Origin of the sequence: Flavobacterium defluvii, from assembly GCF_900129555.1 — a bacterium.
In the GTDB taxonomy this organism is placed as follows: domain Bacteria; phylum Bacteroidota; class Bacteroidia; order Flavobacteriales; family Flavobacteriaceae; genus Flavobacterium; species Flavobacterium defluvii.
In genome coordinates this window covers 75,645-100,859 of the sequence record NZ_FQWC01000005.1, presented here as the reverse complement: position 1 = coordinate 100,859, position 25,215 = coordinate 75,645, and the positions used below count along the sequence as shown (strand labels likewise).

The 25,215-nt window shown below is 32.8% G+C and carries 23 protein-coding genes; 11 read left to right on the top strand and 12 right to left on the bottom strand.

All coding sequences use genetic code 11. From position 1 onward, the window contains the following. The first annotated feature begins 55 nt into the window (after window positions 1-55). From BUC29_RS12490 to BUC29_RS12450, 9 genes are all read left to right on the top strand, one after another. A complete protein-coding gene (locus BUC29_RS12490) occupies window positions 56-802 on the top strand; it encodes a glycosyltransferase family 2 protein (RefSeq protein WP_073416513.1) in 747 nt (248 codons plus the stop codon). A gap of 62 nt (window positions 803-864) precedes the next feature. After that, window positions 865-1,635, top strand: a complete 771-nt coding sequence (locus BUC29_RS12485; protein WP_073416512.1) for a polysaccharide biosynthesis/export family protein — start codon at window positions 865-867, stop codon at window positions 1,633-1,635. Window positions 1,636-1,683: 48 nt separating this feature from the next. Further along, window positions 1,684-4,023: an exopolysaccharide transport family protein gene (locus BUC29_RS12480; RefSeq protein WP_073416511.1), complete on the top strand. Its 2,340-nt coding sequence runs from the start codon at window positions 1,684-1,686 to the stop codon at window positions 4,021-4,023. Between the two features lie 35 nt (window positions 4,024-4,058). Next, a complete protein-coding gene (locus BUC29_RS12475; protein ID WP_073416510.1) occupies window positions 4,059-4,490 on the top strand; it encodes a VanZ family protein in 432 nt (143 codons plus the stop codon). Then, window positions 4,460-5,860, top strand: coding sequence for an exopolysaccharide biosynthesis polyprenyl glycosylphosphotransferase (locus BUC29_RS12470; RefSeq protein ID WP_073416509.1), 1,401 nt, complete (start codon window positions 4,460-4,462; stop codon window positions 5,858-5,860). The genes BUC29_RS12475 and BUC29_RS12470 overlap by 31 nt, the downstream gene beginning before the upstream one ends. 65 nt (window positions 5,861-5,925) lie before the next feature. Then, on the top strand, window positions 5,926-6,123 hold the full coding sequence (locus tag BUC29_RS12465; RefSeq protein WP_073416508.1) for a hypothetical protein: 198 nt from the start codon (window positions 5,926-5,928) through the stop codon (window positions 6,121-6,123). 298 nt (window positions 6,124-6,421) lie between these two features. Further along, complete coding sequence (locus BUC29_RS12460; protein WP_139260504.1) at window positions 6,422-6,820, top strand: hypothetical protein; 399 nt, start codon at window positions 6,422-6,424, stop codon at window positions 6,818-6,820. A gap of 224 nt (window positions 6,821-7,044) precedes the next feature. Then, window positions 7,045-9,318, top strand: coding sequence for a polyprenyl synthetase family protein (locus tag BUC29_RS12455; protein WP_073416506.1), 2,274 nt, complete (start codon window positions 7,045-7,047; stop codon window positions 9,316-9,318). Between the two features lie 107 nt (window positions 9,319-9,425). Next, window positions 9,426-10,247 (top strand): phospholipase A, encoded by an 822-nt coding sequence (locus BUC29_RS12450; protein WP_073416505.1) that lies wholly within the window; start codon window positions 9,426-9,428, stop codon window positions 10,245-10,247. 1 nt (window position 10,248) lies between these two features. On the opposite strand, the gene BUC29_RS12445 is transcribed toward BUC29_RS12450, so the two are convergent. From BUC29_RS12445 to BUC29_RS12435, 3 genes are all read right to left on the bottom strand, one after another. Beyond that, window positions 10,249-11,016, bottom strand: a complete 768-nt coding sequence (locus tag BUC29_RS12445) for a ThuA domain-containing protein (protein WP_073416504.1) — start codon at window positions 11,014-11,016, stop codon at window positions 10,249-10,251. A 9-nt stretch (window positions 11,017-11,025) separates the two neighbouring features. Beyond that, window positions 11,026-12,801, bottom strand: a complete 1,776-nt coding sequence (locus BUC29_RS12440; RefSeq protein WP_084538641.1) for a glycoside hydrolase family 9 protein — start codon at window positions 12,799-12,801, stop codon at window positions 11,026-11,028. Between the two features lie 231 nt (window positions 12,802-13,032). Further along, window positions 13,033-13,977, bottom strand: a complete 945-nt coding sequence (locus tag BUC29_RS12435) for an alpha/beta fold hydrolase (protein ID WP_073416502.1) — start codon at window positions 13,975-13,977, stop codon at window positions 13,033-13,035. A 279-nt stretch (window positions 13,978-14,256) separates the two neighbouring features. Here BUC29_RS12435 and BUC29_RS12430 point away from each other — a divergent pair, with 279 nt between their 5' ends. Next, on the top strand, window positions 14,257-15,360 hold the full coding sequence (locus BUC29_RS12430; RefSeq protein ID WP_073416501.1) for a fatty acid desaturase family protein: 1,104 nt from the start codon (window positions 14,257-14,259) through the stop codon (window positions 15,358-15,360). A gap of 25 nt (window positions 15,361-15,385) precedes the next feature. Here the strand turns inward: BUC29_RS12430 and BUC29_RS12425 are convergent, their stop codons facing one another. After that, entirely contained in the window at window positions 15,386-17,134 is a 1,749-nt protein-coding gene (locus BUC29_RS12425) for a CocE/NonD family hydrolase (protein WP_073416500.1), read from the bottom strand. Window positions 17,135-17,213: 79 nt separating this feature from the next. Here BUC29_RS12425 and BUC29_RS12420 point away from each other — a divergent pair, with 79 nt between their 5' ends. After that, the gene (locus BUC29_RS12420) at window positions 17,214-17,867 is read left to right on the top strand and encodes a M15 family metallopeptidase (protein ID WP_073416499.1); all 654 of its coding nucleotides are present in this window, start codon (window positions 17,214-17,216) and stop codon (window positions 17,865-17,867) included. Here the strand turns inward: BUC29_RS12420 and BUC29_RS12415 are convergent, their stop codons facing one another. The 8 genes from BUC29_RS12415 to tsaD form a co-directional block, all read right to left on the bottom strand. After that, window positions 17,868-18,434, bottom strand: a complete 567-nt coding sequence (locus tag BUC29_RS12415; protein WP_073416498.1) for a hypothetical protein — start codon at window positions 18,432-18,434, stop codon at window positions 17,868-17,870. Between the two features lies 1 nt (window position 18,435). Next, on the bottom strand, window positions 18,436-19,614 hold the full coding sequence (locus BUC29_RS12410; protein ID WP_073416497.1) for a THUMP-like domain-containing protein: 1,179 nt from the start codon (window positions 19,612-19,614) through the stop codon (window positions 18,436-18,438). 2 nt (window positions 19,615-19,616) lie between these two features. Continuing rightward, complete coding sequence (locus tag BUC29_RS12405; protein ID WP_073416496.1) at window positions 19,617-20,708, bottom strand: AI-2E family transporter; 1,092 nt, start codon at window positions 20,706-20,708, stop codon at window positions 19,617-19,619. A 106-nt stretch (window positions 20,709-20,814) separates the two neighbouring features. Further along, entirely contained in the window at window positions 20,815-21,771 is a 957-nt protein-coding gene (locus BUC29_RS12400) for a zinc metalloprotease (RefSeq protein ID WP_073416495.1), read from the bottom strand. 305 nt (window positions 21,772-22,076) lie between these two features. Then, window positions 22,077-22,580 carry a TrmH family RNA methyltransferase gene (locus tag BUC29_RS12395; RefSeq protein ID WP_073416494.1) on the bottom strand — a complete coding sequence of 168 codons (504 nt, stop codon included), beginning with the start codon at window positions 22,578-22,580 and terminating at the stop codon, window positions 22,077-22,079. A 10-nt stretch (window positions 22,581-22,590) separates the two neighbouring features. Next, window positions 22,591-23,229 carry a DUF4159 domain-containing protein gene (locus BUC29_RS12390; RefSeq protein ID WP_073416493.1) on the bottom strand — a complete coding sequence of 213 codons (639 nt, stop codon included), beginning with the start codon at window positions 23,227-23,229 and terminating at the stop codon, window positions 22,591-22,593. Between the two features lie 128 nt (window positions 23,230-23,357). Further along, on the bottom strand, window positions 23,358-24,071 hold the full coding sequence (locus BUC29_RS12385; protein WP_073416492.1) for a 16S rRNA (uracil(1498)-N(3))-methyltransferase: 714 nt from the start codon (window positions 24,069-24,071) through the stop codon (window positions 23,358-23,360). Between the two features lie 2 nt (window positions 24,072-24,073). Then, window positions 24,074-25,096 carry a tRNA (adenosine(37)-N6)-threonylcarbamoyltransferase complex transferase subunit TsaD gene (gene tsaD / locus BUC29_RS12380; protein ID WP_073416491.1) on the bottom strand — a complete coding sequence of 341 codons (1,023 nt, stop codon included), beginning with the start codon at window positions 25,094-25,096 and terminating at the stop codon, window positions 24,074-24,076. Window positions 25,097-25,215 lie beyond the last annotated feature (119 nt).

The window sequence follows — 25,215 nt, the reverse complement described above, 5'->3', positions numbered from 1 at the left end:
TGTTTTAGTTTTATATTGAAATTATGTAAAATTTTTATTTTAAAATGTAATTATTATGAGAATTACCATAATCACAGTGTGTTACAATCGTAAAGAAACGATCGAAAAAGCCATCAAAAGTGTATTAGCTCAAAATTATAATGATATCGAGTACATAATAATTGATGGTAATTCTACAGACGGCACAAAAGATATTATTGAGTCATATCGCAATAAAATTTCCAATTATATTTCTGAACCAGATAAGGGAATGTACGATGCAATCAACAAAGGGCTAAAACTAGCAACCGGAGATGTAATTGGTTTGATGCATTCTGATGATGAGTTTTTTGACAGAAAAGCGGTTTCAAGAATTGCTGCCCGTTTTGAAAATGATGCTAATATCGACGGTGTTTATGGCGACGGTGTTTATGTTTCGAATGATAAAAACGAACGCTTAATTCGTGACCGAATAGGAGGGATTTTCAGCCTTAAAAGAATTAAAGAAGGCTGGCTGCCGCTGCACCCTACGGTTTATTTAAAAAAAGCAGTAATTGATAAACATGGTTTGTACAATCTCGATTTTAAAATTGCTTCTGATACTGAATTTCTGCTTCGCTATTTGTATAAATATAAAATCAATATGAGTTATATCGATGCTTATATAGTGAGAATGAGAATGGGCGGAATGAGTACGAGTTTTAAACGCGCTTTTGAAGTTTTAAAAGAAGATTATAAAATTTATAAGTTTCATGGTTTGGCTGCAATATCAGTTGTGTTTCTTAAAAAATCGATCGCTTTGAGGCAGTATATAGTTCATTAATTTCTTTTTTGAGAAGTGCAGATTAGAATTTAGAGTAATTAAAAATACTAATATATACCACAATGAAAATGAAGAAAATTTTACTCCCGATAGTTTTAGTGCTCTTGATGCTCCAGTCTTGTACAACCAAGAAAGAAATGCTGTATTTACAGGATTTAGACATGTATTCAAATTCAAATTTAAATTATGCATCGCCTAAAATACAACCCAATGATATTTTAAAAATAGATATTGGTGATATTAATCCGGTTGTGGCTGCGCCTTTTAACGTAAATCCGGCATCGACAAACGGACAGACTTCTGTAGAAATGATGAAATTATCAGGTTATTTGGTTACACCGCAGGGAAATATAATGATGCCTATTTTAAATGAAGTAAAAGTGGGCGGTTTGACTCCGGCAAATGCCGAAATAAAAATAAAAGAACGTCTTATAAATGAAGGTTATTTAATAAATCCAACAGTTCAGGTTAGAGTTCTCAATAATAAATTTACAATTTTAGGAGAAGTAAATGCTCCGGGGGTAATTTCTTTTAGTGAAGAATCCATCAGCTTACTGGATGCGATTGGACTGGCAAAAGATTTAACGTATTCTGCCATTCGAAAAGACATAAAACTAATAAGGGAAGTAGACGGAAAACGTCTTGTTTATCATATTGATTTAACCACAGCTTCGTGGATGTCTAACCCCAATTTTAGAATCAGACAAAACGATGTTATTGTTGTAGAACCAAATAAATTAAAAGTAAACAGCGGCGGCTTAATCAAAGACCCTATACAGGTTTTGGGTATAACAGCTTCTCTTTTGGCGGTTATTTTACTGATTGTTAAGTAAAGTAATCTGGAAAAATAATACGATTGTACATAATTAATAAAATAAGTTATGGATTTTAAAAAAGAATTTCTAAAGTATCTTCGTTACTGGCCTTGGTTTTTACTTAGTTTGATTTTGTGTGTTGGTGCGGCTTTTATTTTTATTAAAATAGTACCGCCAACGTATCAAACTTCGGCTTTAATTTTTATCGATAAAAAACAAGATGATAAAAATAAAATTATAACCATTAGCACGGATCAGAAAAGCAATGAGGCTAATTTAGACGACGAAATCAGATTAATTACTTCAAACGAGTTTTTAATGGATGTAGTTAAAAATATGGATTTAGGTGTTAGTTATTTTGAAAAAGTATATACCACACAAAATAATTATGTCAATAAGGTTCCTTTTATCTTAAATCTTACGGTTTCCAGAGATTCTTTGCCACAAGTTAGTTATGAAATAAAAGTTGATAAAACCGGATTTGTGATAACCGATCCTGCTGCTGAAAAGAAATTTAGAGTAAATGGTTATGATGGAAAGGATGAAGTAGAAGGTTTACCATTTAAAATTAAATTATCTGCAAAAGCGAAAAAAAATCCATCAAATTATTTTGAAAACGAATACAAAGTAAATCTTGAACCTACAGCAGAAGCCCTTAAAAATCTCAAAACGGCGCTTATAGTTGTATCTGATGAAAAATCAAAAGGAACAATAGAATTAAATCATATTAGTTCAGATCCTGTACGTTCCAGAAAAATATTAAATGAAATTATCGTACTTCTGGATAAAAGTATTGTAGTTAACAAGCAGAAAACGTTTACCAATACGGTTGCTTATTTGAAAAAAAGAATTAAAAGTTTTGCCAGAGAAAAAGATTCTATCGAAAGTGTAAAAGAAAGATATCTGCAAAACAATGAAATTGGCGTAATGGACAATTATGTTGCCGAAAAAACTGCCGACAGAACTCAGAAAGATGAAAGTTCGCAACTCAACGAAAGACAAATTGCGCTTGCCAGTTACGCCTTAAACGATATCAAAAAAACAGAAGCGGGGCAAACTTTGGGTACAAATTATAATCTCGAGTCATCCATCGTTAACCAGATGCTTTTAAATTATAATACCAAGCTCATGGACAGTGAGTTAATCCTGCAGAGAGCACAAAAAAATAATCCGGCTTATATTACTTTAATGACGCAGTTAAGAGTTCAGAAACAGGAAATTCTAAATTCTCTGGAAGGTTATTTAAATTTTTTAAATCAAAATAATATTGCCAATAAATCAGAGCAGAGTATTGCGGCTTCAAAAATTAAAAATATTCCAACACAGGATAAAATACTGGGAAATATTAACAGCAATCTCAGTATGAAGGAAGAAACCTATGTTGCATTATTGCAAAAGAAAGAAGAAGCGGTTTTAAATGGCGCCATTTTAGAATCAAATTTAAAAACCTTAAATGCTCCCGAAACAAATTATTCGGCTATTTTTCCGCAGCCAAGATCTTTTATGCTTGGAGCATTTTTGTTTGGCTTATTACTTCCTTTCGGTATCATTTACGTTCGCTTATATCTTGATACCAAAGTGCATAATGAAGAAGACATTCAAAAAGTAATGAATAATATTCCAATTTTGGGACACATTCCTAAAATTGATACCAATGAAAAACTGGAAAACACAGCTACATCTCATTCCTTAATAGCAGAAGCAACAAGAACTTTAGTTTCAAATGTTCGTTATTTACTGCATAAAAAGAAAGAAGACAAAGGGAACATTATATTATTTACATCTTCAATTCAGGGAGAAGGAAAATCCTTTTGTGCCTTTCATAATGCTGTAACAATAGGCAATCTAAACAAGAAAGTATTGCTTATTGGTGTTGATTTAAGAAATCCGCAGCTGCACGAATACTTTAATATCGATAAAAATGTGCCCGGCCTGACTAATTATTTGTCTAATAAAAATGACGACTGGAAAGGCTTTCTGCAAAAAAATAATAATTATTCTCAAAACCTCGACATACTGCTTGCCGGAGAAGTTCCGCCAAATCCGTCGCAGTTAATAACCAATTCTAATTTTGAATTGCTGATAGAAGAAGCAAAAGAACTTTATGATTTTATAATATTAGATACCGCTCCGGTTCAAATCGTATCTGATACGCTTAATTTTAGCTATTTGGCCGATGTTACAGTATTTGTAGTAAAATATGATTATACAGACAAAAGCAATTTAGTTCATGTAAATAATTTTATTAAAAAAGAACAATTAAAAAATGTAGGTATTCTTATTAACGCAGTAAATATGAAAACCGCCTACGGATATGGTTATGGACAAAATTATAGTTACCAGTATCAGGAAATAAAAGTAAAAAAACCATGGTATAAAAAAGCACATAGCTTAAAAGAAGCTTAAGTAATAAAGCATTACAAAAATTAAATAAAAACAAAATGTATCATAAAATAGTGCTTTTGATATTGCTTTTAGTTATTGGTGTCGTTTTTTATTTTTCCTGGCTGCCAGATCCTGGTTTAAGAAGTGAAAGCTATTTACCAAAATGGCTGTTGAATTGGAGTAATCATTATTATAATCTCCGTACCGCTGTTCCTTTTTTAGCTGTTGGTTTCTTATTAGAAGCATATTCACAGCATAAGAATTCAAATGAAATAAATCAAAATAAAAGTTTGAGTTTCATACAAAATATTGGCATTGCTGCAATAATCGTTTGTATAGCCGAAGGAGGACAATTTGTAATTCAAAAAAGAAATCCTGATGTAATGGATGTTTTTTATGGGATTATTGGAAGTATAATAGGAGGATTATTTTACAATTTATTGAAAAGAATTAAAAAATGCGAAACAGACATAAATTTACCTTCATAATCTGTTGTGCCATTGCAGACATGATCGCTATGATACTGGGTACTATAGTGTTTCTGAATTATGCAAATGAAGAAAAAATTGGCTGGAACGCATTGTTTCTTGATAAAATGATTCCTATTACAATTTTGAGCTGGTTATTCTCGGTTACCTACTTTCAGTTGTATAGGATAGACGTTCTTTTTAGTTTAGAATATTTTTTCCGCAATAGCTGGCGAGCTTTTTTTACCCAAAGAGTTCTATGGCATAGTTACATTTTTATTTTTCAGGATAACGTGCTGTATTTTTTTGGGAGCAAAGCAAATTTGATTCAGTTAAGCTTTTTGTTATCTTATTTCCTGCTGTCCAGAATTTTGTTTACAGTGGTGATAGGAAAAATAAAAGGATGGGTTTTTAAACGTTATACAGTAGCAATCTGGGGATTTAATAAAACGAGTATTGAACTGGCATCGCACTTAGAAAACAATTCCTTTTTTATTCATTTTCTGGGAATTGTCAACGAAAACTCATCTGTAGAATATACAAGCAATGAAGATTTCAGCGAAGCACTGTCAGAAGCCATACATAATGCATCAAAGGAAAAAATAAACGAATTGTATATTGTTTCAAAACCTGATTTTATTTCAGATTTGAATTATTTCTTTGAGCTTGGCGATAAATACTGCATGCGTTTAAAATTTGTTCCGGACTTTTCATCTATTTCAAAAAAACATTTTAATTCGAGCCATTTAAATAATTTTCACGTCATTAAGCCGCGTTTTGAGCCTTTACAAAATGCTTACAACAGATTAATTAAAAGAATATTCGATCTTACTTTTAGTATTCTGGTTATTGTTTTCATCATGTCATGGCTTTACCCTTTAATTGCTATTTTGATTAAAAGACAAAGCAAAGGGCCGGTTTTATTTAGACAAATGCGTACAGGCAAAAAAAATGAACCCTTTTGGTGTTATAAATTTCGAAGCATGTACATAAATTCTGGAGATGAAAGCCAGCAGGCGCAAAGAGGAGATTCGAGAATTACGCCAATTGGTAAATTTCTTCGAAAAACAAGTTTAGACGAAATGCCGCAGTTTTTTAATGTTTTACTCGGAAATATGAGTGTAGTAGGACCGCGTCCTCATATGATTAAGCATACATCAGACTATAACGGACATATTAATAATTTTATGGTCCGCCATTTTGTAAAACCCGGAATTACAGGACTTGCGCAGGTTTCGGGACTTAGAGGAGAAACGAAAAGAGTAGCCGACATGAAACGTAGGGTTACTACAGATATCCAGTATTTACAACGCTGGAGTTTAATAACAGACATTAAAATCTGTTTATTAACAATAATTGTAACCGTAAAAGGAGATAAAAATGCTTTTTAATTCATAAACTAAAAAATAATTCAAAATGTAAACTTAAATAAACTAATAAACCAACCATCATGGACATGACTAATTACCTTATTGGTCTGCTCACAGGAGTATCTGTGACAACCTTTTTTATCGGAAAAGAATGGTATAAGTATTATACCAAATATACGATTCAGCAAAAACAGCTCGATCGGGTTTTAAAATTGAATGATAAAATTAAAAAACTAAAAAATTTAAGTCCCTCTGATGCCCCAAAACTTAATGCCGGAATTTAAAAATAGCTTTTTAGCTGATTTGCCTTCAATTGCTTATTGATGAACAAGAATCCAATAAGCCGGTTGCTTTTCTTGATTGAATAGCGACACCGACTTTATTCTTTATCAAGATCTTCAAAATAGACTGTACCCAAAGGTTTAGACGAAATTTAATTTGATAATAATGAGCTCGATATCCTATCGGGCTCTTTCCTTTTTATATTTTTTTAATTCATTAGAACGGGTAAATGCTAATTTTTAAGAGATGATTAAAAAAGAAAAAGTCCTGGTTAAGGACAATAAAGGCATTTTTTTAAAAATGTTTAAAAGAAAATTTAAAAACGAATTTGAATTTTCTGATGCTTCTTTTTTGTTGAAAAATGAAAAGAAATCAAATGATTTTGACCATTCAGTATTTGTAATTTATGAATATTCAGAATTAATAGATTTCTTTAAATCTGAGTACAAAAGTCCTCATTGCATGATTTTTTTGTTTAGTAAATATCTGTATTCAAGTTTGTCTTTGATAGAAGAAATCAAAGGTTTAATGCTGATAGATGCCACAAAAACCAAAACTGAAATTTTTCAGGATTTGAAAATGTTTTTTAAAAAACCTTCTAACTTAATTCCAAAATTATCAGATAAGAAATTAGTAAAACTAAAAATGTCCGAAAAACAACTAGAAGCACTTCAGAGAGCTTTATTTTTTAGGATGTGATTTTAAATTAAGAATCAAAAAGCCGCTCAAATTGAGCGGCTTTTTTTATGTCTACATGTTAAATGGTTGTTTGTCAGTAAAATAGGTGTAAATACCTGAGTATTTATAATTTAATTGTATTAATTTTATTATAAAAATCAATGTTCTTTTCATAATAAGAAAGTAAAGTTTTACAATAAACGATTATAAGTGAATTTGGAAAAATAACTAATACGACTGAAACCATGAAAAATGAAATGAATCCTCAGGAAAAAAATGCAAAAGTTATTCTGGATCAACGTCCTTCAACCTGGCCTGAAGAAGGAAAAATTGATTTAAACATTCATGATCTCCCGCACCGTGGTGCTATAATCGAATGGTGGTATCAAAACTGTCATATAATATCTAAGGATGGTGACCGCTTTTCTCTATTTGCATCGTTTTTTAGACTAGCATCTAAAAAAGACGAAGACGAAGATGATTATTCATATGCCCATTTTATAATTTGGGCTTTATCTGATAAAGTCAATCAAAAATATTATACAGACTCGCTTGTCGATCCAAGTATGCCTGCAGAATCTCTTAAAGTTCTCAGTAAGAAAGAAGAAACCATTAATAAACAGTTTTATCGCGCACTAAAAGAAGTATATTCAAAAGGAAATGTGCCGTTTCCGGATAGACTTCTTAAAGAAGAAGCAAATGTAAGTCTTGACAATCTTTCCCTCGAATATGATCAAAATTCTTTTAAAAAAGATCAAAATGGTAATTATCATTTAGTACTAGATAATCCATTAGACAAAATAGAGTGTAAACTCGAATTTATTCCTTTAATTGAACCCGTTCGTCACGGTAATCAGGGAGAATTGTATGGTATCTGGAAAGAAGATATGTTTTATTATTTTATTCCAAAATGCAAAGTAAACGGCGAAATTTACATTGACGGCAAGTCTTATCAGGTAGAAGGCAGCGGCTGGTATGATCATGAATTTAGTAAATCCGGAGATGAAACTGCAGTTAGGGATTTTAGACATGATATGTCATGGGACTGGATATCGCTGCAACTGGATAATGGTTTTCAAATGTCGCTGTATGATCTTTATGATAATACTAAAAATGGAGAATATGCCGGAGGTACCGGAATTATAATTGATAATGAAGGTAAAAGAATAAGCGTTGAAGATTACTCCTATACACCTGTAGAATACTGGACAAGTTCGAGAACCTTTATATCGTATCCCATTTCGTGGGAACTTGAAATTCCCAGTTTTAATGTTTCGATGTTTGTTACTGTTGATTTTCCTGAACAGGAATTTATTACAACTCTTTCGATGCCTGCATTTTGGGAAGGAAGTATTAAAGCTTCAGGAAAATTTATGGGAGCCGGCGTGACAGGTGTAGGTTATTCAGAAAGAACAGGATTTAATACAAAAGAAAGTATTGAAAGTTTCTTAAAAGGAGTAGGAAAGATTACCCAAAATGTGGTAGAATCGCTATTGCCATTAAACCCAACAGATGATCAGTTTCATAAACTCATTAATAGTCCGGTGGGAATTGATTTTTTTAGTCCGGTCGATAAAGAACAATATGTTACTTCAGTTATTAAACCAATTAGAGAAATAGTAGACAGAAGTAAAAAAGCCTGGAGATCGTATGTACTGCTTGCTTGTATTGATGCCGTTGGCGGAAACTCACAGCCTTTTATTGATATTTTGGCCATGCCGGAACTTATTCATTCGGGGTCATTAATTGTAGATGATGTACAGGATAGTTCAGATACAAGAAGAGGCGGTACCTCTCTGCATCATCTTTATGGGGAACCTCTTGCAATTAATGCCGGAAATACCTGTTATTTTCTCGGAGATTTAGTCGTGAAAAAATCATTAATTCAAGATGATGTTCGTTTAAAAATCTACGAGCTTTATTTTGAGATGATGAGAGCTGCACATGCAGGTCAGGGGTTGGATATAAGCGGACTTCATTTACTTATGCCAGATGCGGTTAGCAGCGGAGACAGCTCAATACTTGAAAAAAGAATTTATACCATTCATCGTTTAAAAACTGCTGCGCCTGCTTGTACTTTAGCCAAAATAGGAGGAATAATTGGTGGAGGAAAACCGGAACAAATTGAAGCGCTGGCCAATTATTTTGAAGCCATAGGTCTTGCGTATCAAATAGTTGACGATGTACTAAATTTAGAAGGATACGAAAATAATCTTAAAGATAAAGGAGAAGATATTACAGCAGGAAAAATAACGATGCCTGTTGCAAAAGCAATGGGTTTACTCCCTTTGGACAAACGCGAATATATCTGGAAAACAATTCAAACAATGCCAAAAGATACAACAGTAATAGGTTCTGTTATTAAATTACTGGAAGAATGCGATGCGCTGTCTCTATGCCGCAAAGAAGCAGAAAATATAATGGAAGATGCCTGGAAAGATGTAGAAGAAATATTAACCGATTCATTTTATAAAATGAGACTGCGTGCATTTGGCTGGTATGCGCTAAAAATAGAATAAGTAAATTTTTTGAGCACAATTCTTGTTTTTATTGAGTTAATAGCAATAATTTCAATTCTGTACATTTACGATTAGGGGTAATAAAAACCCGAATTTAAATTATATAAATGTACTTAAAATATCTATTAATCTGCTTTGCGTTATTTTCAATCAAAGCAAATTCACAAATTGTAGAAGAAAAGAAAAATTTCCGTGCGGCAGATTCGCTGCTAAAAGAACATAGTTTTTCGGTTCACCGTGATAATTATTTTTTAACCGGAATGCCATTAAATGAAGCTGTTACAAGAAATAATGCCGATGTAAAGTATCAGGTTAGTTTTAAACTTCGGTTAAACTCAAAACCTTTATGGGGTGGATTTTTTCCGTATTTAATGTATACCCAAAAAGCATTTTGGGATATTTATGCAAGCTCAAAACCATTTTCAGAAATTAATTTTAATCCCGGCATTGCTATCGTTCGTCCGTTTTATTTAAAAGGCGGAAGACTTACTTATGGTACGATTTCTTTAGAACACGAATCAAACGGAAGGGATTCTATATATTCCAGAACGTGGAATATGCTGGCTTTTTCATTAAAGTCGCAAGTTTCTCCACGATGGACCGTTGGCATTAGAGGATGGATTCCGCTGGTTGATAAAGAAGATAATCCCGGATTGACGAAATATGTTGGATATGGCGAAGCAAGTGCGACTTACCAGATAAAACCCGGAAGATGGAGTGCCGATATTCTTTTTAGAAAAGGCAGCGGTCTTATCAATTACGGATCTTTGCAGACACAATTAAACTGGAAGCCCTATAGAGATGAGAACTATTATGTCACACTACAATGGTTTGTAGGTTACACCGAAAGTTTAATTGATTATCAGGAACACAAAAGCATGATACGTTTAGGTTTTACAATTAAACCTGAAAATATGGGCATTTTTTAAATTATTTTTTACCCGAAGCCCAAAGAACGGCATTTTTCAAAAGAGTAGTGTAAGCTTCATTTTCAAATAATTCAGGCGAATGTCCCATGAAAATATACAGATTTCGGGATTTAAAATGATCGTTTGTCCAAACTACAGGATGATCGCCCATTTTTATTTCAGAATTGGGTTTATAAGTCGATTCGTCAACCGAAGCTAAAACATGAACATTTCCTCTTGGGCTTTTATCATAGGTATACCATTCTTCTTTTTGAATTAAAAAATCTGTCGGAATTCCTTTTGTAACGGGATGCGATTTATCTTCAATATTTACTTTAGCATTTGCAAAAGTGGCTATATAATTTTTAAATCGTATTCCGCCCATAAAATCAGAAAACCATTGCCACATCGGGTAACCGTCAAATTCGCCCAGCAAAGTTGCATGATGAAGACCAATCCATCCGCCTTTGCCGTCGTTGATATATTTTTCAAAAGCTTTCATAGATTCTTCGCTCCAGGTATACGGAGGATAATCCAGCTGAATGAAAACTTTATATTGTTTTAAAAAAGCATCATTAATTTTTGCCGTATTTTCGATATAATCAATTGTAAAACCGCTCTCTGCAGCCAGTTTATTAAGCCATGGTTTTGCAGCCTGAGAAAATGCAAGATGATGCCCGCCGTTTTCATACAAAACCAAAGCTTTAAATTTTGATTTTTTTGAAGACTGGGCATGACAGTTTCCCTGAAAGAAGAAAACTGTCATTATTATAATTAAGAAATTTTTCATTGTTAACTTTTATTTTGATGCCAAAGCCGTTATCGCTTGTAAAAACCAAGCCGAATGCGGAATCCATTGTTCTGTCCAGCGCCATTCGTCGTTACCTTCAACATCCATTTTAAAATCAATTCCGGAACCGTCTGCATTTCCTTCTTTACCCGTAATACCATTTGAGATTCCGCCTTTTTCAGAACCATGACCATAATTAGAATGCATATAAGGCACATTTGTTTCTCCAAACTGATATAAAAAACAAACAGAGTAAGGATTACAGCCTAAAATCCATGATAATTGCTGCGATGCATATAAATCAAGTGGGTTTTTCTTAGAACCGTTGTTTTGTACAGAAATTACTTTTGCACCTTCTGCCGCTGCCGTTGCGAGCGATGCTAATCTTGCATTTTCGCCCTGCCACCACCAGCCGGTTTCGTTATCATGCGGAATAAAAAATCCATCTTGTACTTTGTTATTAAAAAGGAAACTTTGGCGTGCATAACCAAACGGATTTTCTACATTATTGGTAACAGCCAAATTATATTCCAAAGCTTTTTTAATAACATTTTTAGCCGTCTTTATTTCGTTGCTGTCGTTTTCTTTTTTCAAATAACGAGTCAAAGCCACGATTGGTAAACCTGCATCGGCAGCATGCCAAAACGGGCGATTGCTGTCGTTGCTTACAAACCAGCCTTTGTCAGTCATTCGGTTTTCAAGTTTGTGAGCCCATTTTCTGGCTTCATCTTTATAAAAAGTATCATTGGCAGCAATCCATAATTCGGTTGCAGCCATTAAAGCGCAATAATCATCAATAATATTTTCTTTTCCGTCATCATCATATTTTGTGTTGTTTATTAAAAGATGCGCATAAGCACGTTTAGCTCCGTCTAAATATTGTTTTGAGGTAAAATCGCCGCTTTTTTTCCATTGCGATATTCTGGCTAATGAAGCTATTGCCATTCCTGCGCCTTCGCGAAAAGCACTCTGATATTCATCTGTAGTTACACTATTAGCCTTTAAGCCTACAATTCTTCGGGCAGAAGGATTTTTATCAAAATAGCTAAAAACAATCATGTAAAAATAATCCTCATCAGATAAGCAGCGCATCATATAATCGGCTCCCCACAAGGCTTCGCTGTCTAACGAATCTTTTATTTTCCACTGTACAAGTTGTTTCGAAAGCGTCTCAGATGTATTGATTAGTGACCACGTAACTAAAGGTGTCTGCTGTGGAGAAACAAAATTAGCGTAAGCCAAATGCGAAAAATATTTACTAACATCTCCGGATGCATCGCACCAGCCGCCGTGCACGTCTACTTTTTTTGCACTTCCGTATAAAAGCATGTTTTTATCGGCTTCAAGTTCTTCTGGAGTATTGGCCCTCTGCTTATTATAATAATGTACAATGGCAGAAATAGTGCGTTTAGCCAATATATTTTCTTCAATAGAAAAACTTGCTGAGGTATAAATCTGATCTGCAATTTTGAAAGAGATTTTATAATTTCCCGGTTTTTCAAAAGACGTAAAATCGGCTTGATAAAATTTTTCACCAAGTTTCCAGTCTTCAACATTCTGAGCTTTTCCAACAAAAGCTGTAAATACTGTTTTTTGAGTTTTAGTATCAATAATATCAAAAGTTTTACCTTCACCAAGATCTGTTGGATATCCAATAATGGCTATTTTTGGACTCTTTGGATCAAAACCAACCTGATTTACATAAATTATAGGTTTACTATAAGCCATAATAGAAATAAACAGTACTATTAGGACATATCTTATTTTTTTACTGAATTTTGACATATTTAGTAATAAATCTTGAAGTTAAACTTTACTGATTTTACCAGCAAATTACAAAAAGGAAAATTTTTAGACTATTTTCTAAATGGCAGTATCAATTTAATTAATATTTAATAAAGCCCTTTATTTATGTATAATTTAAAAGAAAATGTATACAGAATGATGTGTATTTGATGGGCTTTTTTGCAACAAATTGTACAATTTAAAACCTCATTTTGGTCTTGCCTAAAAGATTTATTCCTGATTTTTAGAAATTTCCTCAATAATTATTTTTTGAATTTCTTCAGGTTTTTCCATCAGTACAGAATGTCCCGCATCTTCATATAGATATATTTTTTTCTTCGGTGCTTTTAGGTATTCAAAATATTTTTCGGCAATAGTATAATTAGTCTGAAAATCTTTTTTTCCAACAAAAAAATAAACCGGACATTTTACTTTTGGAAGTTCTGTAAAAAGATTTTGTTTTACAGCGGCATTCCACGTTGGCATCCAGGTTTCACCCCAGCCTTTAAGATACTCTTTTATAGCAGGAAGATTTTCATCGGGAATAGGCTGTCCGTCATAAAAAAACATCCATTTTCTGGAATAAAATATCTGGTTGTAGTTCTCAAAAGGAATTTTTACTGCATTTAATTCTTCTAAAGCAGCAGGATTATCTTTAGCATCTACTTTTAATTTATCAAGCAGCAGCTGTTCACTTTTTGTTTGATCGATTACGGAACTAATCGAAATATAAGCATTTAAAAGTTCGGGATGTTTCTCGGCCATACTAAAACCCAATACAGTTCCCCACGATTCTCCAGCGAGAAAAAGCTTCTTTTTATTGAATTTTTTTAGAAGAATTTTTATCACTTCATAAGTATCATTTTCCATTAATTCGAGTGTGATTGGAACTGAAGATTTGTTTAAAGCCAAAGTTTTTCCGGAATCTCGCTGATCCCATTGCACGACTAAAAAATGATCCTGAAGTTTATTTGTAAAAGTCTCAGCCTGATTCATTCTCGAACTGCCCGGACCTCCGTGTAAAAATAAAATAATAGGGTTGTTTTGGTTTCCTTTATAAGAAATAATCTGTTTTATTTTACCAACAGACAATGTATCATAATAGGTTTGGATTTGTGCGTTCGATTTACTTATAAGTAATACAAGAATAAGCAGTGTAAAATTTATTTTTTTCATTTGTTTAAGGCAGTTAATGATGAGATTTAATAAGATTCGTTTTGCTTTTGTTTTACTAAAGTAATGATTTTGATTAGTTTAATTTTTATAGCCTAAAATAAAACTCTCAATTTTTTTGATCAAGATAAAAATAATATAGATGAGCATTTTTATTGATTAAAATTTGAGTAATAAAATATTTTAATTTACTTACATTTTGTTTGTTGTAAAAATCTGAAAATCATATATTTTAACTTTTTTTTATTAAATTTGGTATTACAATTTCTAGCAATATCGATTATGGAAAAATTAAAACGCCCGGTTTATCTAAAAGCTGGTTCTGATGATTTTTTTAAGAAGCTGCGCACAGAAGTAAACGAAACTGTTCTACAAAACTCATCATTATACCTGTTAAATGTTGTAAAGTCATTAGGTCTTTTGGTTGTGTTTTTTTTATTTTATGGTTGTATTTTGTTTTTTGGTAACAATACATCATTACTTTTTCTTTTTTATATTTTATCCGGTTTTACAATGATTGTGCTTTTTATAAACGCTTTTCATGACGCTGCACATGGAGCATTATTTAAAAAAGGAAAGTATAACGAATGGTTCTTGTATGTTTTAGAACTTTTTGGAAGTAACCACTGGCTCTGGATGCGAAGACATATCAATCTTCATCATGCTTATCCAAACGTTCCGGATTGGGATATTGACATTAAACAAAGCGATATCATTCGAATTTTTCCAAACAGTCCGTTGTTTAATTACCATAAATACCAGCATATTTATATGTGGTTTATCTATCCGCTTTATAGTCTGAATTGGTTGTACATACGTGATTTTAAAGACTTTTTTGGAACCAAAAATAATTATGTCAAAAAGGTTGTTGACGATATTCCTGTCAAACAAATTTTTATATTATTTGCCGCAAAAATTATAAATCTGTTTTACATACTTTTTATACCCATGCTTGTTTTAAATCAGCCTTGGTATATCGTATTGGCAGGATGGTTTGCAATGCATTTATGCGGAAGTGTTTTGGGAGTCGTAGCACTTGTTTCGACACATGTTGACGAAGACGCACATTTTCCCGTAACGGATGATGAAGGAAATCTTTCGGCAACCTGGGCGGTTCATCAAATGATTGTCACTAAGGATTTTAGTACCAATAGTAAACTGGCTAATTTTTTATACGGAGGTTTTACACACCACGTAGCACATCATCTTTTCCCGGGAGTTGGGCATACGTATTATCCGTATATAACGCCCATCATAATTCGTTACGCCGAAGAATATGATCTTCCATATACTTCCTATCCATTTTATCATGCCGTGCGATCGCATTTTAGAATGCTGAAAAACAAAGGTGTCAATGAGAATATTTTTATGACGGGAGAGATTTGAGGTTCGAATCCCTCCGGGGTCACAACTATTTTAAAACCGGAATTTTTACAAAACTATCATTGTACCATTTTATCTGCAAAGGTTCTTTTGCATCCAGAATTGTTTCGTCACTCACATCTTTTCCCGTTCCGTAATTCAATTGCGAAAAAGGATTTTTGTTGATGGTAACAGCAATTAATAAACGGCTTCCTTTTCTTAATTGTTTGCTGGCAAAATGAGTGTTGGTAAACGAAATTGTTTCTATTGTATTAGGTTCCAGCAATTGCCTTTTCTCAATATCTTTTGCATAACTCGCACGCCCAATGTAATAAGATAAATGAAAGTATTCTCCTTCTGGTGTAACTTCATAAAGCGTAACGCCCAAATCCATATCTTTTTTATTGATGCTGCATTTGATTTCGCCTAAAAAAGATCCATTTACAATAAGAGGTTCTTTTAAAGGTTCACTCATATAGAAATAGCCATCATTTGTATTGACTTCTTTTTTTATAATCGGACTAGGATAGTAATTATTATTGCTGTTTTGTCGGTCTTTAAAATCAACTTCCTGCGATAAAAATTCTTTCTTTTTTGGTTTTTTAGAATCGGCCAGATAAAAATCTCCGGTTTTATTATTTGTCAAATAAAAAGTCAGGAAATCATTGTGCATTTTTTCAAATGATGGTGCGCTTTTCCATTCATTGGCGCCCATAACTTCATAGTTGATTTTATCTTTTAAAACATCAGGTTTAGTTCCGTTTTTCAAAATATAGTCAAACCATTGATAGGTAATTTTTTTAATATCAAACAGAGCATTTGCATCGACTTTGTAATCATTTATAACCGCTTCGCCGCCAATCTGTGTTCCAAAATGTCCGTAAGGGCCAATTATTAAATAAAAAGGCGTTTTTGGACTGTATTTTTGAAGTTCTTTTAAATAATACAAACTCGAATTTTGAGAATCATTATAATAACCGTCAAAAGCCAAAACCGGAATATTGATCTGAGAAAAATCATTTTTATAAGGTGCCATTTTTTGCCAGTATGCGTCAAACGACGGATGTTTTATCCATTTTTGAAACCATCGGTTAGGTTCGCCGTCAATGCTGTCTAAAGTTTTGTAGGCTGTTCCGGCTTCCCACCATCTAAATTTTAAACCTCTAAAACGTGGTCGGTTATTATTGGTAACCGTATCAAGATATTTATTATTTCCAACATAAAAAGCCCATTCGTAATTTGGGTTTATGAAAATATTATTTTCCATCGGAAGTCCCATTCCGGGTCTGTTAGCCACAGCAGGAACAATAGTTTTAAGTGCCGGATGCAGTTTTTTACAGGCCACCCATTGTGTAAATCCGTTGTAACTTCCGCCGTACATCCCGATACTTCTGCTGCACCAATTTTGTTTGCTTATCCAGTCAATGGCATCATAAACATCATTGGCTTCATCTTCATACGGATTAATTTCGTTTGGACTGAAACGCTTTCCTCTTGCATAAACTATTACGCCAATGTAGCCTTTATCTACAGATTCTTTTATAGATTTAAGATCTCTACCCGTATCGCGAACATAAATTGTATATTGAAGAATTACCGGTTTTGGAGTTTCGTCATTCTTTTTTCGGGCAACCATTGCCGATAATATGGCACCATCTCTGGTTTTTATTGAAACACTGTCCTGAATATCGTAATCACTTTCTGTATTGGCTAATTTGGCTGTTTTTGTTTGTTGTGCAGAAATTTGACAAACAATAAAAAATAAACTCAGAAATAAAAATAATGCTTTGTTATTCATAATCAGTTAGTTTTTCAGTTGAGCGAATTTAATTATAAATTTATATATTTACTTTACTATAGACTCAAATTATAACTTTATGTTACATTTCATTAAAACTTCAGTTTTGTTAATGTTCTTTCTGGGAATAGTTTCTGCGAAAGCACAAAATGAAGCTTATGCAGAACCTGTAGAGCATAAAATTGAAGACACAACTTTTGTAAACTTAAAAGATTACAGCAAGGATTTTGTTTATGATATGAAATATGCCACGGAAGATAATTTTCTGAAAGCCAAAGTATATGATTGTGCAGAATGTTTTCTGCGTTTAAAAACCGTAAAAGCTTTGGTTGAAGCCAATAAGGATTTTATGAAAAAAGGATATAAAATAAAGCTGTACGATTGCTACAGACCTTTGTCTATCCAAAAGAAAATGTGGGAAATTGTATCGAACCCTGAGTATGTAGCCGATCCAAAAAAAGGCTCCATCCACAATAGAGGAGGAGCCGTTGATATTTCTATAGTTGATGCAAACGGAAAAGAAGTTGATATGGGAACTGCTTTTGACTTTTTTGGTCCCGAGGCCGGCCACAACTATACTAAGCTTTCTAAACAAATTTTAGCCAACCGAAAATTTCTTAAAAAAATAATGATCCAAAACGGTTTCAATTCGTTTGATTCAGAATGGTGGCATTATAATTTAAAAACCGGATTGAAAGATACGGTTTCTAACCAAAAATGGAATTGCGAATAATTATTCAACGCATCTGATATTCTGCATGAAATACGTATTGGGCTGATACGTTTTTCCGTTCAGTTCAGAAACTAATTCTCTTTTTACAATATAATCTTCAACATCAGTCAGGTATTTAATTCGCATAATTAAAACAGGAGAAGTTTTCAAATCTTCATAATTATCTTTCATAAACATGAAAATTCCTGTATTAACGCGATTATCAAAACCTTTGTCGTCGCGAATTAAAGTTCCGCAGTTTTCCTGATTAATATGAAGAAGTGTTACAATTTTTCCGTTTTCTAATTGTAAATACACTTTTGAGTTTTTATCAAAACAATTTGCTTTCAAAAAGTCTTTACTTTTTTGAATAAGCTGTAAGTTTAAAGTAGGTAAACCATCAGTCTGCGCAAGCGAAAAGAAAACATAACTAAAAGTTCCGCCAAAGTTTTTTTCACTAATTAAATATTCGTTTGTTACTTTATAAGTTCCAATTGAGTCCGTTACGTTGGCACTGTATTCACAAGGTTTTTGAGCAAATGCGGTAAAGGTTAATAAAAAAAGAGTCAGGGTAATTAGTTGTTTCATTTTAGTTTATTTTTCTGCAAATTAAAACTATTTTGCTTTCATTTTTATCTGTTGTAAAAAAACAATATCTATTTCCTCCATTTTTTATTTTCCATTTTTTGCGAATGTTCTCAACTGTTTCAGGAAAATTGCGGGTTGTCACGTTTGCCTGCTGATTTTGCAGCTCATTTTTCATGTCATTTTTATTGTAAGAAATCACTTTTTCTATTTCAAAACGACGTCCCGGAAAATCAATTAAATCTTCTGAAGTATATAAATGCGAATGCTTATGAAGTTTGTTTATTTTGAAAAAAGTGCTTACTTCATCAAATCCTCCTGATTTCATTATGGCCGAATTGGGTTCGTAAAGATATTTTTGAGGAAAATTGTAAGATGGAAATTCAGTTTGGTCTAAAATAAATTCAAACGTTTCAATTTTGTCTTTTAAAATATTGGCTGTTTTTAAAGTTATTTTGCCCGAATAATCTTTGTGAATTTCAAAAAGCAATTCTTTAACTTCATTTTCAAGCGCAATAATATGAATGTTTTTTACAAATTTTAATTCTGATAAGCCTGCTGAAATATCAAGTAAAGGTGCTGTTTTTATTAAAATAGAATCGGTTTTTTCAAAATAAAAATCTAAAGATTCCGGTACATTTGGCAGACAGTCTTTCAGCATAAAAACTTTGCCTTTTGTATCATTTCGACGCGAAGGATCAATATAAATCCAATCCCATTTTATTTCTGATTCTTTTAAAACGCTGGCAGAATCATCAGCATAAAAACGGCAGTTTTGAACTTTTAACTGCTCAAAATTATGTTTTACAATCGCTGATAAATCTTCGTTTATTTCGCAATGTGCAATGGTTTTAAATTTTTGAGAGAAATAAAAATCATCGACCCCAAAGCCTCCGGTAAGATCTATTAAACTTTCTCCTGAAATTAAAGATGCTTTGTAAGCCGCTGTTTTTTCAGAAGAAGTCTGCTCAACAGAAATTTTGCTGGGATAAATAATATTTTCGGTCGAAAACCAGGTTGGTAATTTGTCTTTGGCTTTTGCCTTTGCTTCAATTTGGTTTAAAATTAAAATCCATTCCACTTCCGGAAACGGATTTTTTTGAAGCGCTAATTTTGTTATTGATTCACTACTATTCTGCGTAATAAATTCCTGAATGTTTTTACTTAAAATAGAAGTGTTCAAAGCTAAATTCTTTCGGTTAAAACAGATATGATTTTATTGTCTGGAAAGAATTCTTTTAAAATTACTTTTATCATTGTAAAAAGCGGTACTGCAATAATCATTCCGACAATTCCAAACAGAATACCGCTGATTAAAGTAATGAGGAATATTTCCAGCGGGTGCGAATTTACACTTTTTGATGAAATTATAGGCTGACTTATATTATTATCAATCGCCTGAACCAATAAAAAACCTATTACGACATAAATTGTGGTTGGCAGAATTTCGGATCTAAAATCTTGCCCAATTAAACTTATCATTGTTAAAAGCGCAGCCAAAATGGTCCCTATAATCGGACCGATGTATGGAATAATATTTAGAACGGCACATAAAAACGCAATAACAAAAGCATTTTTGTTTCCAAAAATAACCAAAACGATAAGATACAAAATAAACACAACTGTTAACTGAAGTAAAAGCCCAATAAAATAGCGGGTCAACATGTGGTTTATTTTGGTAATAGAATTTAAAATTTTGTCTTCGTTTGAATCCGGAAGTAATTTTCTGGCTGTCGATTTAAAATCATCCTGATCTTTTATAAAGAAAAAAGTAATGAAAAATACAGAAACGAGTCCCATTCCCATATCGGCCATAAAATTTAAAATTGAATTGATGAAACCTGTAAAGTAACTGAAATTCAGCATTGAAGTGACTTTAGAATCTCTCAAAACTTTATTAAGATCAAAGTGCTGAACATTAAAATAGGTTTCAATACTTTGTTCTGTTTCCATAAATTGTGCCTGCAGCTGATTGGTGTCTAAAAGCGATAAATTATTGGCTTGCGAAATAATCAACGGAACAAATAAAAAGATAAAACCAATTAATAATAAAATAAAAATTACAATGGCAGTTGTAGCGGCAAAAGAATCTCTGAATTTTAATTTATTTTTTAAAAATAAAACCAACGGATTAGATATCAGACACAATATTAACGAAATGCACAGATAAACAATTACAGTTTGTATTTCGTATAAAAAGTATAAAACAATACCAATTATTAAGATTGTAGCCAGTGCTCTTAAAATCCCGTTAGAAATAGTTTTTGATGTTATCATATTAAAATTTTAGACTATAAAAATAGGAAAAAGCTTTTTAAAATTTTACAGATAACAAAAAAAAGCGAGATGTTTTCATCTCGCTTCTATAATGCATTTCTTTTAATTAAGGCTGTGCAAAAGAATTTCTTGGACCACCGCTTGCGAAAATTGCAGCAATTCTGTTTTTCTGTCCTGTAGAGAACATATACATTGCAGCATCATCAGTATAATCCATGTAGTTCATTGTCATCTCTACCGGAGTACCAGAACACGTACTGTAGTGAGGATAAGCAGGAGAACCATAGTTTGCAGTGTTGTGAGTTGGAGTATCAGATACTAAATCGCTTCCGCAAGTTGCATCTCCCCAAATGTGACGTAAGTTCAACCAGTGTCCAACTTCGTGAGTACCAGTTCTTCCTAAGTTATAAGGAGCATTTGCAGAACCAGATAATCCGAAATATTTAGGATCAATTACAACTCCGTCTGTAGAAGAAGATCCTCCAGGGAATTGCGCATAACCTAAAATTCCGCCTCCAATAGTACAAGACCATAAGTTAAGTTTTGTTGTTGGAGAAGTTGGTGCTAAACCACCCTGAGCTGTTTTTTTCATAGCATCATTTGTTCCCCAAGAAGTTTTAGTTGTAGATTTTCTAATAACCTGATCTAAAACAAATGAGATTCCTACGTTTGCTTTTACACCGGCAAAAAGAGCAGGAACATTGTTGTAATCTGAGTTTAAAGCATTGAAGTCTTTGTTTAAAACATCAATTTGAGATTGAATTTGTGTGTTTGAGATATTCTCTGCAGTCGTTCTGTACAATACGTTTACTACAACAGGAATTTGGATTTTTCCATTTACAAGTTTTCCTGTAAGTAACGCTTTGTTTGTGTAAGCTTCAATTTCGTTCATTCTAATAGCCAAAGTAGGATCAGCTTTTAATTGAGCTTCTAAAACGTCCTGACTAGCGCAAGTACGAAGAGTTGGTTTTGCAGCTGCATCTGAATTTGTTCCTTCAGATTGATCATTTTGGCAAGAAAACAGCACCAACGCTGTAATTGCGGTAATAATAACTTTTTTCATAATTAACGGGGTTTTTTGTTATAAAATATTAGTTTTGGTTAACCAGATCGCAATTTTATAACAAAAACATTTTGTAGCCAAATTTTTATATGAAATTATTTTGGAGAATTTTGCGATCCCTTATATAGTCTAGTTCTTACAAAAAAGTTAAAATTATTTTTATGAAGTAAATTCTTATTTATGAGTATTTTAGGAGTAAAAAAACTATAATTAGATCAAAATTTAACCTTTTGGCAAAATGTTTATTCTAATTTTAACGTTTTTCCTACGTATTTCTACTTTTTTTTGAAAATCAATTTTTTGTGTTAAAGGCTCAAAGCAGTGATCTCATAAAGCGCAATACTGGCTGCCTGAACCACATTCATACTGCTGTTTTTTCCAAACATATTGATGTGTACAATTTGATCGCAGATTTTTAAAAGTTCATCCGAAATGCCATCGATTTCACTTCCTATTAAAAGTGCCGTTTTTTTATCTTTTGGAATTATAACTTCTTTTAAAGGTTTGCTGTTGCTTGTAATTTCCAAAGCAATGATTTCGAAGTTGTTTTGTTTTAGATAATCAATTAATTCTGAAGTTTCTTCGACAATCTGATGTGGTACATGAAGATGTGTACTGCGGGAAGTTTTGTTAATTTTTCTAGGTGTAAGCGGAATATCTTTTCCAAGAAAAATAATATTTTCGACGCCAAATGCTTCAGAAATTCTAAAAAGTGAACCAATATTCTGCTGGAAATAAATATGATCACAAACTAAAGTTATTGGAAATGTTTTTCGCTCAAATTGATTTTCTTCGTGAGTAAGCTGCACTTTTTTAATTTTAATTTGTAAAAATATAATTGATAATGTTGGCGCCCATTTTTAAAGCTTTGTCGCGAACATTTGCCGGATCGTTATGTACTTCAGCATCTTCCCAGCCATCACCCAAATCACATTCGTATGTGTATAATAAAACCAGTTTGTTTTCTACAAAAATTCCAAAAGCCTGCGGACGGGTTCCGTCATGTTCATGAATCTTTGGTAATCCGTTCGGAAAAGGAAAAGGTTTTTGAAAAATTGGATGACTCGCCGGAAGCTCAACTAAATTATTATTTGGAAATATCTTTTTGATTTCTTTTCGAATATATTGATCCATTCCGTAATTATCATCGATGTGAAGAAATCCGCCTCCGTTTAAATAATTTCTAAGATTTGCAATATCAGAATCGCTAAAAACCACATTTCCGTGTCCGGTCATGTGCACAAAAGGATACGAAAGCAAGTCAGGATTGCTTGGTTCAACTGTCGAAGGCTTTGCTTTTATTCGGGTATTAATTGTCGAATTGCAAAAACGAATTAAATTAGGCAAAGAGGTTGGGTTTGCATACCAATCGCCCCCGCCGCTGTATTTTAGCAATGCAATTTCTTGTGAAAATGAAGAGATTGAAAAAAGGAAAAACAGGTAAAATATTTTTTTCATGTAATTGTATTTTTTCTGTCATTTCGACGAAGGAGAAATCACACTAGAAACTCCGTAAAGATTGTCGACAATCTGTGTTGATAAGTGAGTGCGATTTCTCCTTCGTCGAAATGACAATACTGAATTGATTAATTAGGCGTTTCATTAAAAAACACCACACTATGACAGGCTACAACCGCCGCTGTTTCTGTACGTAAACGGGTATTTCCTAAAGTTACGGGCTGATATTTATTTTCGATAGCCAATGCAATTTCTTTTTCAGAAAAATCACCTTCAGGACCAATTAACAAAGTGACATCTTCGTTTGGTTTTAAAGCTTCTTTCAAAGATTTTTTATCGGTTTCCTCACAATGCGCAATAAATTGTAAACCGCTGTTTTTCTTTTTTATGAATTCTTTAAACGAAATAGCTTCATTTAATTTCGGAAGAAACATTTCATTTGACTGTTTCATTGCCGAAAGAATGATTTTTTCAAAACGCTCCTGGTTAATCACTTTTCTTTCAGAACGATCGCAGATTATGGGCGTAATTTCCTGAATACCAATTTCTGTTGCTTTTTCTAAAAACCATTCAAAACGATCATTCATTTTGGTTGGTGCAACCGCAAGATGCAGGCGAAATTTTGGTTCCGGAGATTTTTTTATCGAACGAACATCAACCACACATTTATTATCTGAAGCGAGCGTAATTTCAGTTTCAAACAATAAGCCATGACCGTTTGTAACATATAGTATATCTGAATCTTTTTTTCGTAAAACCTTTATGATGTGTTTGCTTTCTTCTTTATCAAAAGAAAAACTTTCCGTTGTTTCGTCTATACTCGGATTATAAAATAACTGCATAATTAAAACTGAATTCGTGCTTTTGAAACTACTGAAGAATCTTCAAAACGTTTTGATAAATATTTTTGATAACCTACAATTCCAATCATTGCGGCATTATCTGTTGTATATTCAAATTTCGGAATAAAAGTTTTCCAGCCGTATTTGCTTTCACTTTCTTTTAATGTATTTCTGATTCCTGAGTTGGCAGAAACCCCGCCGCCAATAGCAATTTGTTTGATTCCTGTTTCTTTGACAGCCAGTTTAAGCTTGTCCATCAAAATTTCGATAATCGTATGCTGAATTGAAGCGCAGATATCGTTTAGGTTTTCTTCAACAAAATTTGGATTTTCCTGTTTGTTTTTTTGAATGAAATATAGAATCGCCGTTTTTAATCCTGAAAAACTAAAGTCTAATCCGGGAACTTTTGGTTTTGTAAACGTAAACGCTTTTGGATTTCCTTCTTTGGCATATTTATCTATTAAAGGTCCGCCCGGATAAGGAAGTCCGAGAATTTTTGCGCTTTTATCAAAAGCTTCTCCAACAGCATCATCTGTAGTTTCGCCAATAATTTCCATATCAAAAAAACCGTTCACTTTTACAACCTGCGTATGTCCGCCGCTTATGGTTAAAGCTAAAAAAGGAAATTCTGGTTTATCGTAGCCTTCTTCATCAATAAAATGTGCTAAAATATGCGCATGCATATGATTTACAGCTATTAACGGAATATTTAATGCTAACGATAACGATTTACTGAAAGAACTTCCTACAAGTAATGAACCCATTAAGCCAGGACCTTGTGTAAAGGCAATGGCAGTTAGCTGTTCTTTTTGTACATTTGCTTTACGGAGCGCTGCATCGATTACAGGAACTATGTTTTGCTGGTGTGCTCTTGAAGCTAGTTCAGGAACCACACCGCCATATTGATTGTGAATTAATTGATTAGCCACAACATTTGAGAGAACTTTATCGTTATGTAAAACTGCAGCAGCAGTATCATCGCATGAACTTTCGATGGCAAGAATAAAAACCTCTGAATTTTGCATATAAAGGCACGAATTTTGAATTATATTTGACAAATCAAATTTTAAATTTCTTTGATTTGAAGCAGAGCCCCAAAATTAAAGAATTTTTATCAAAACAGCCGCCCTTTGTCTGTTCAAAT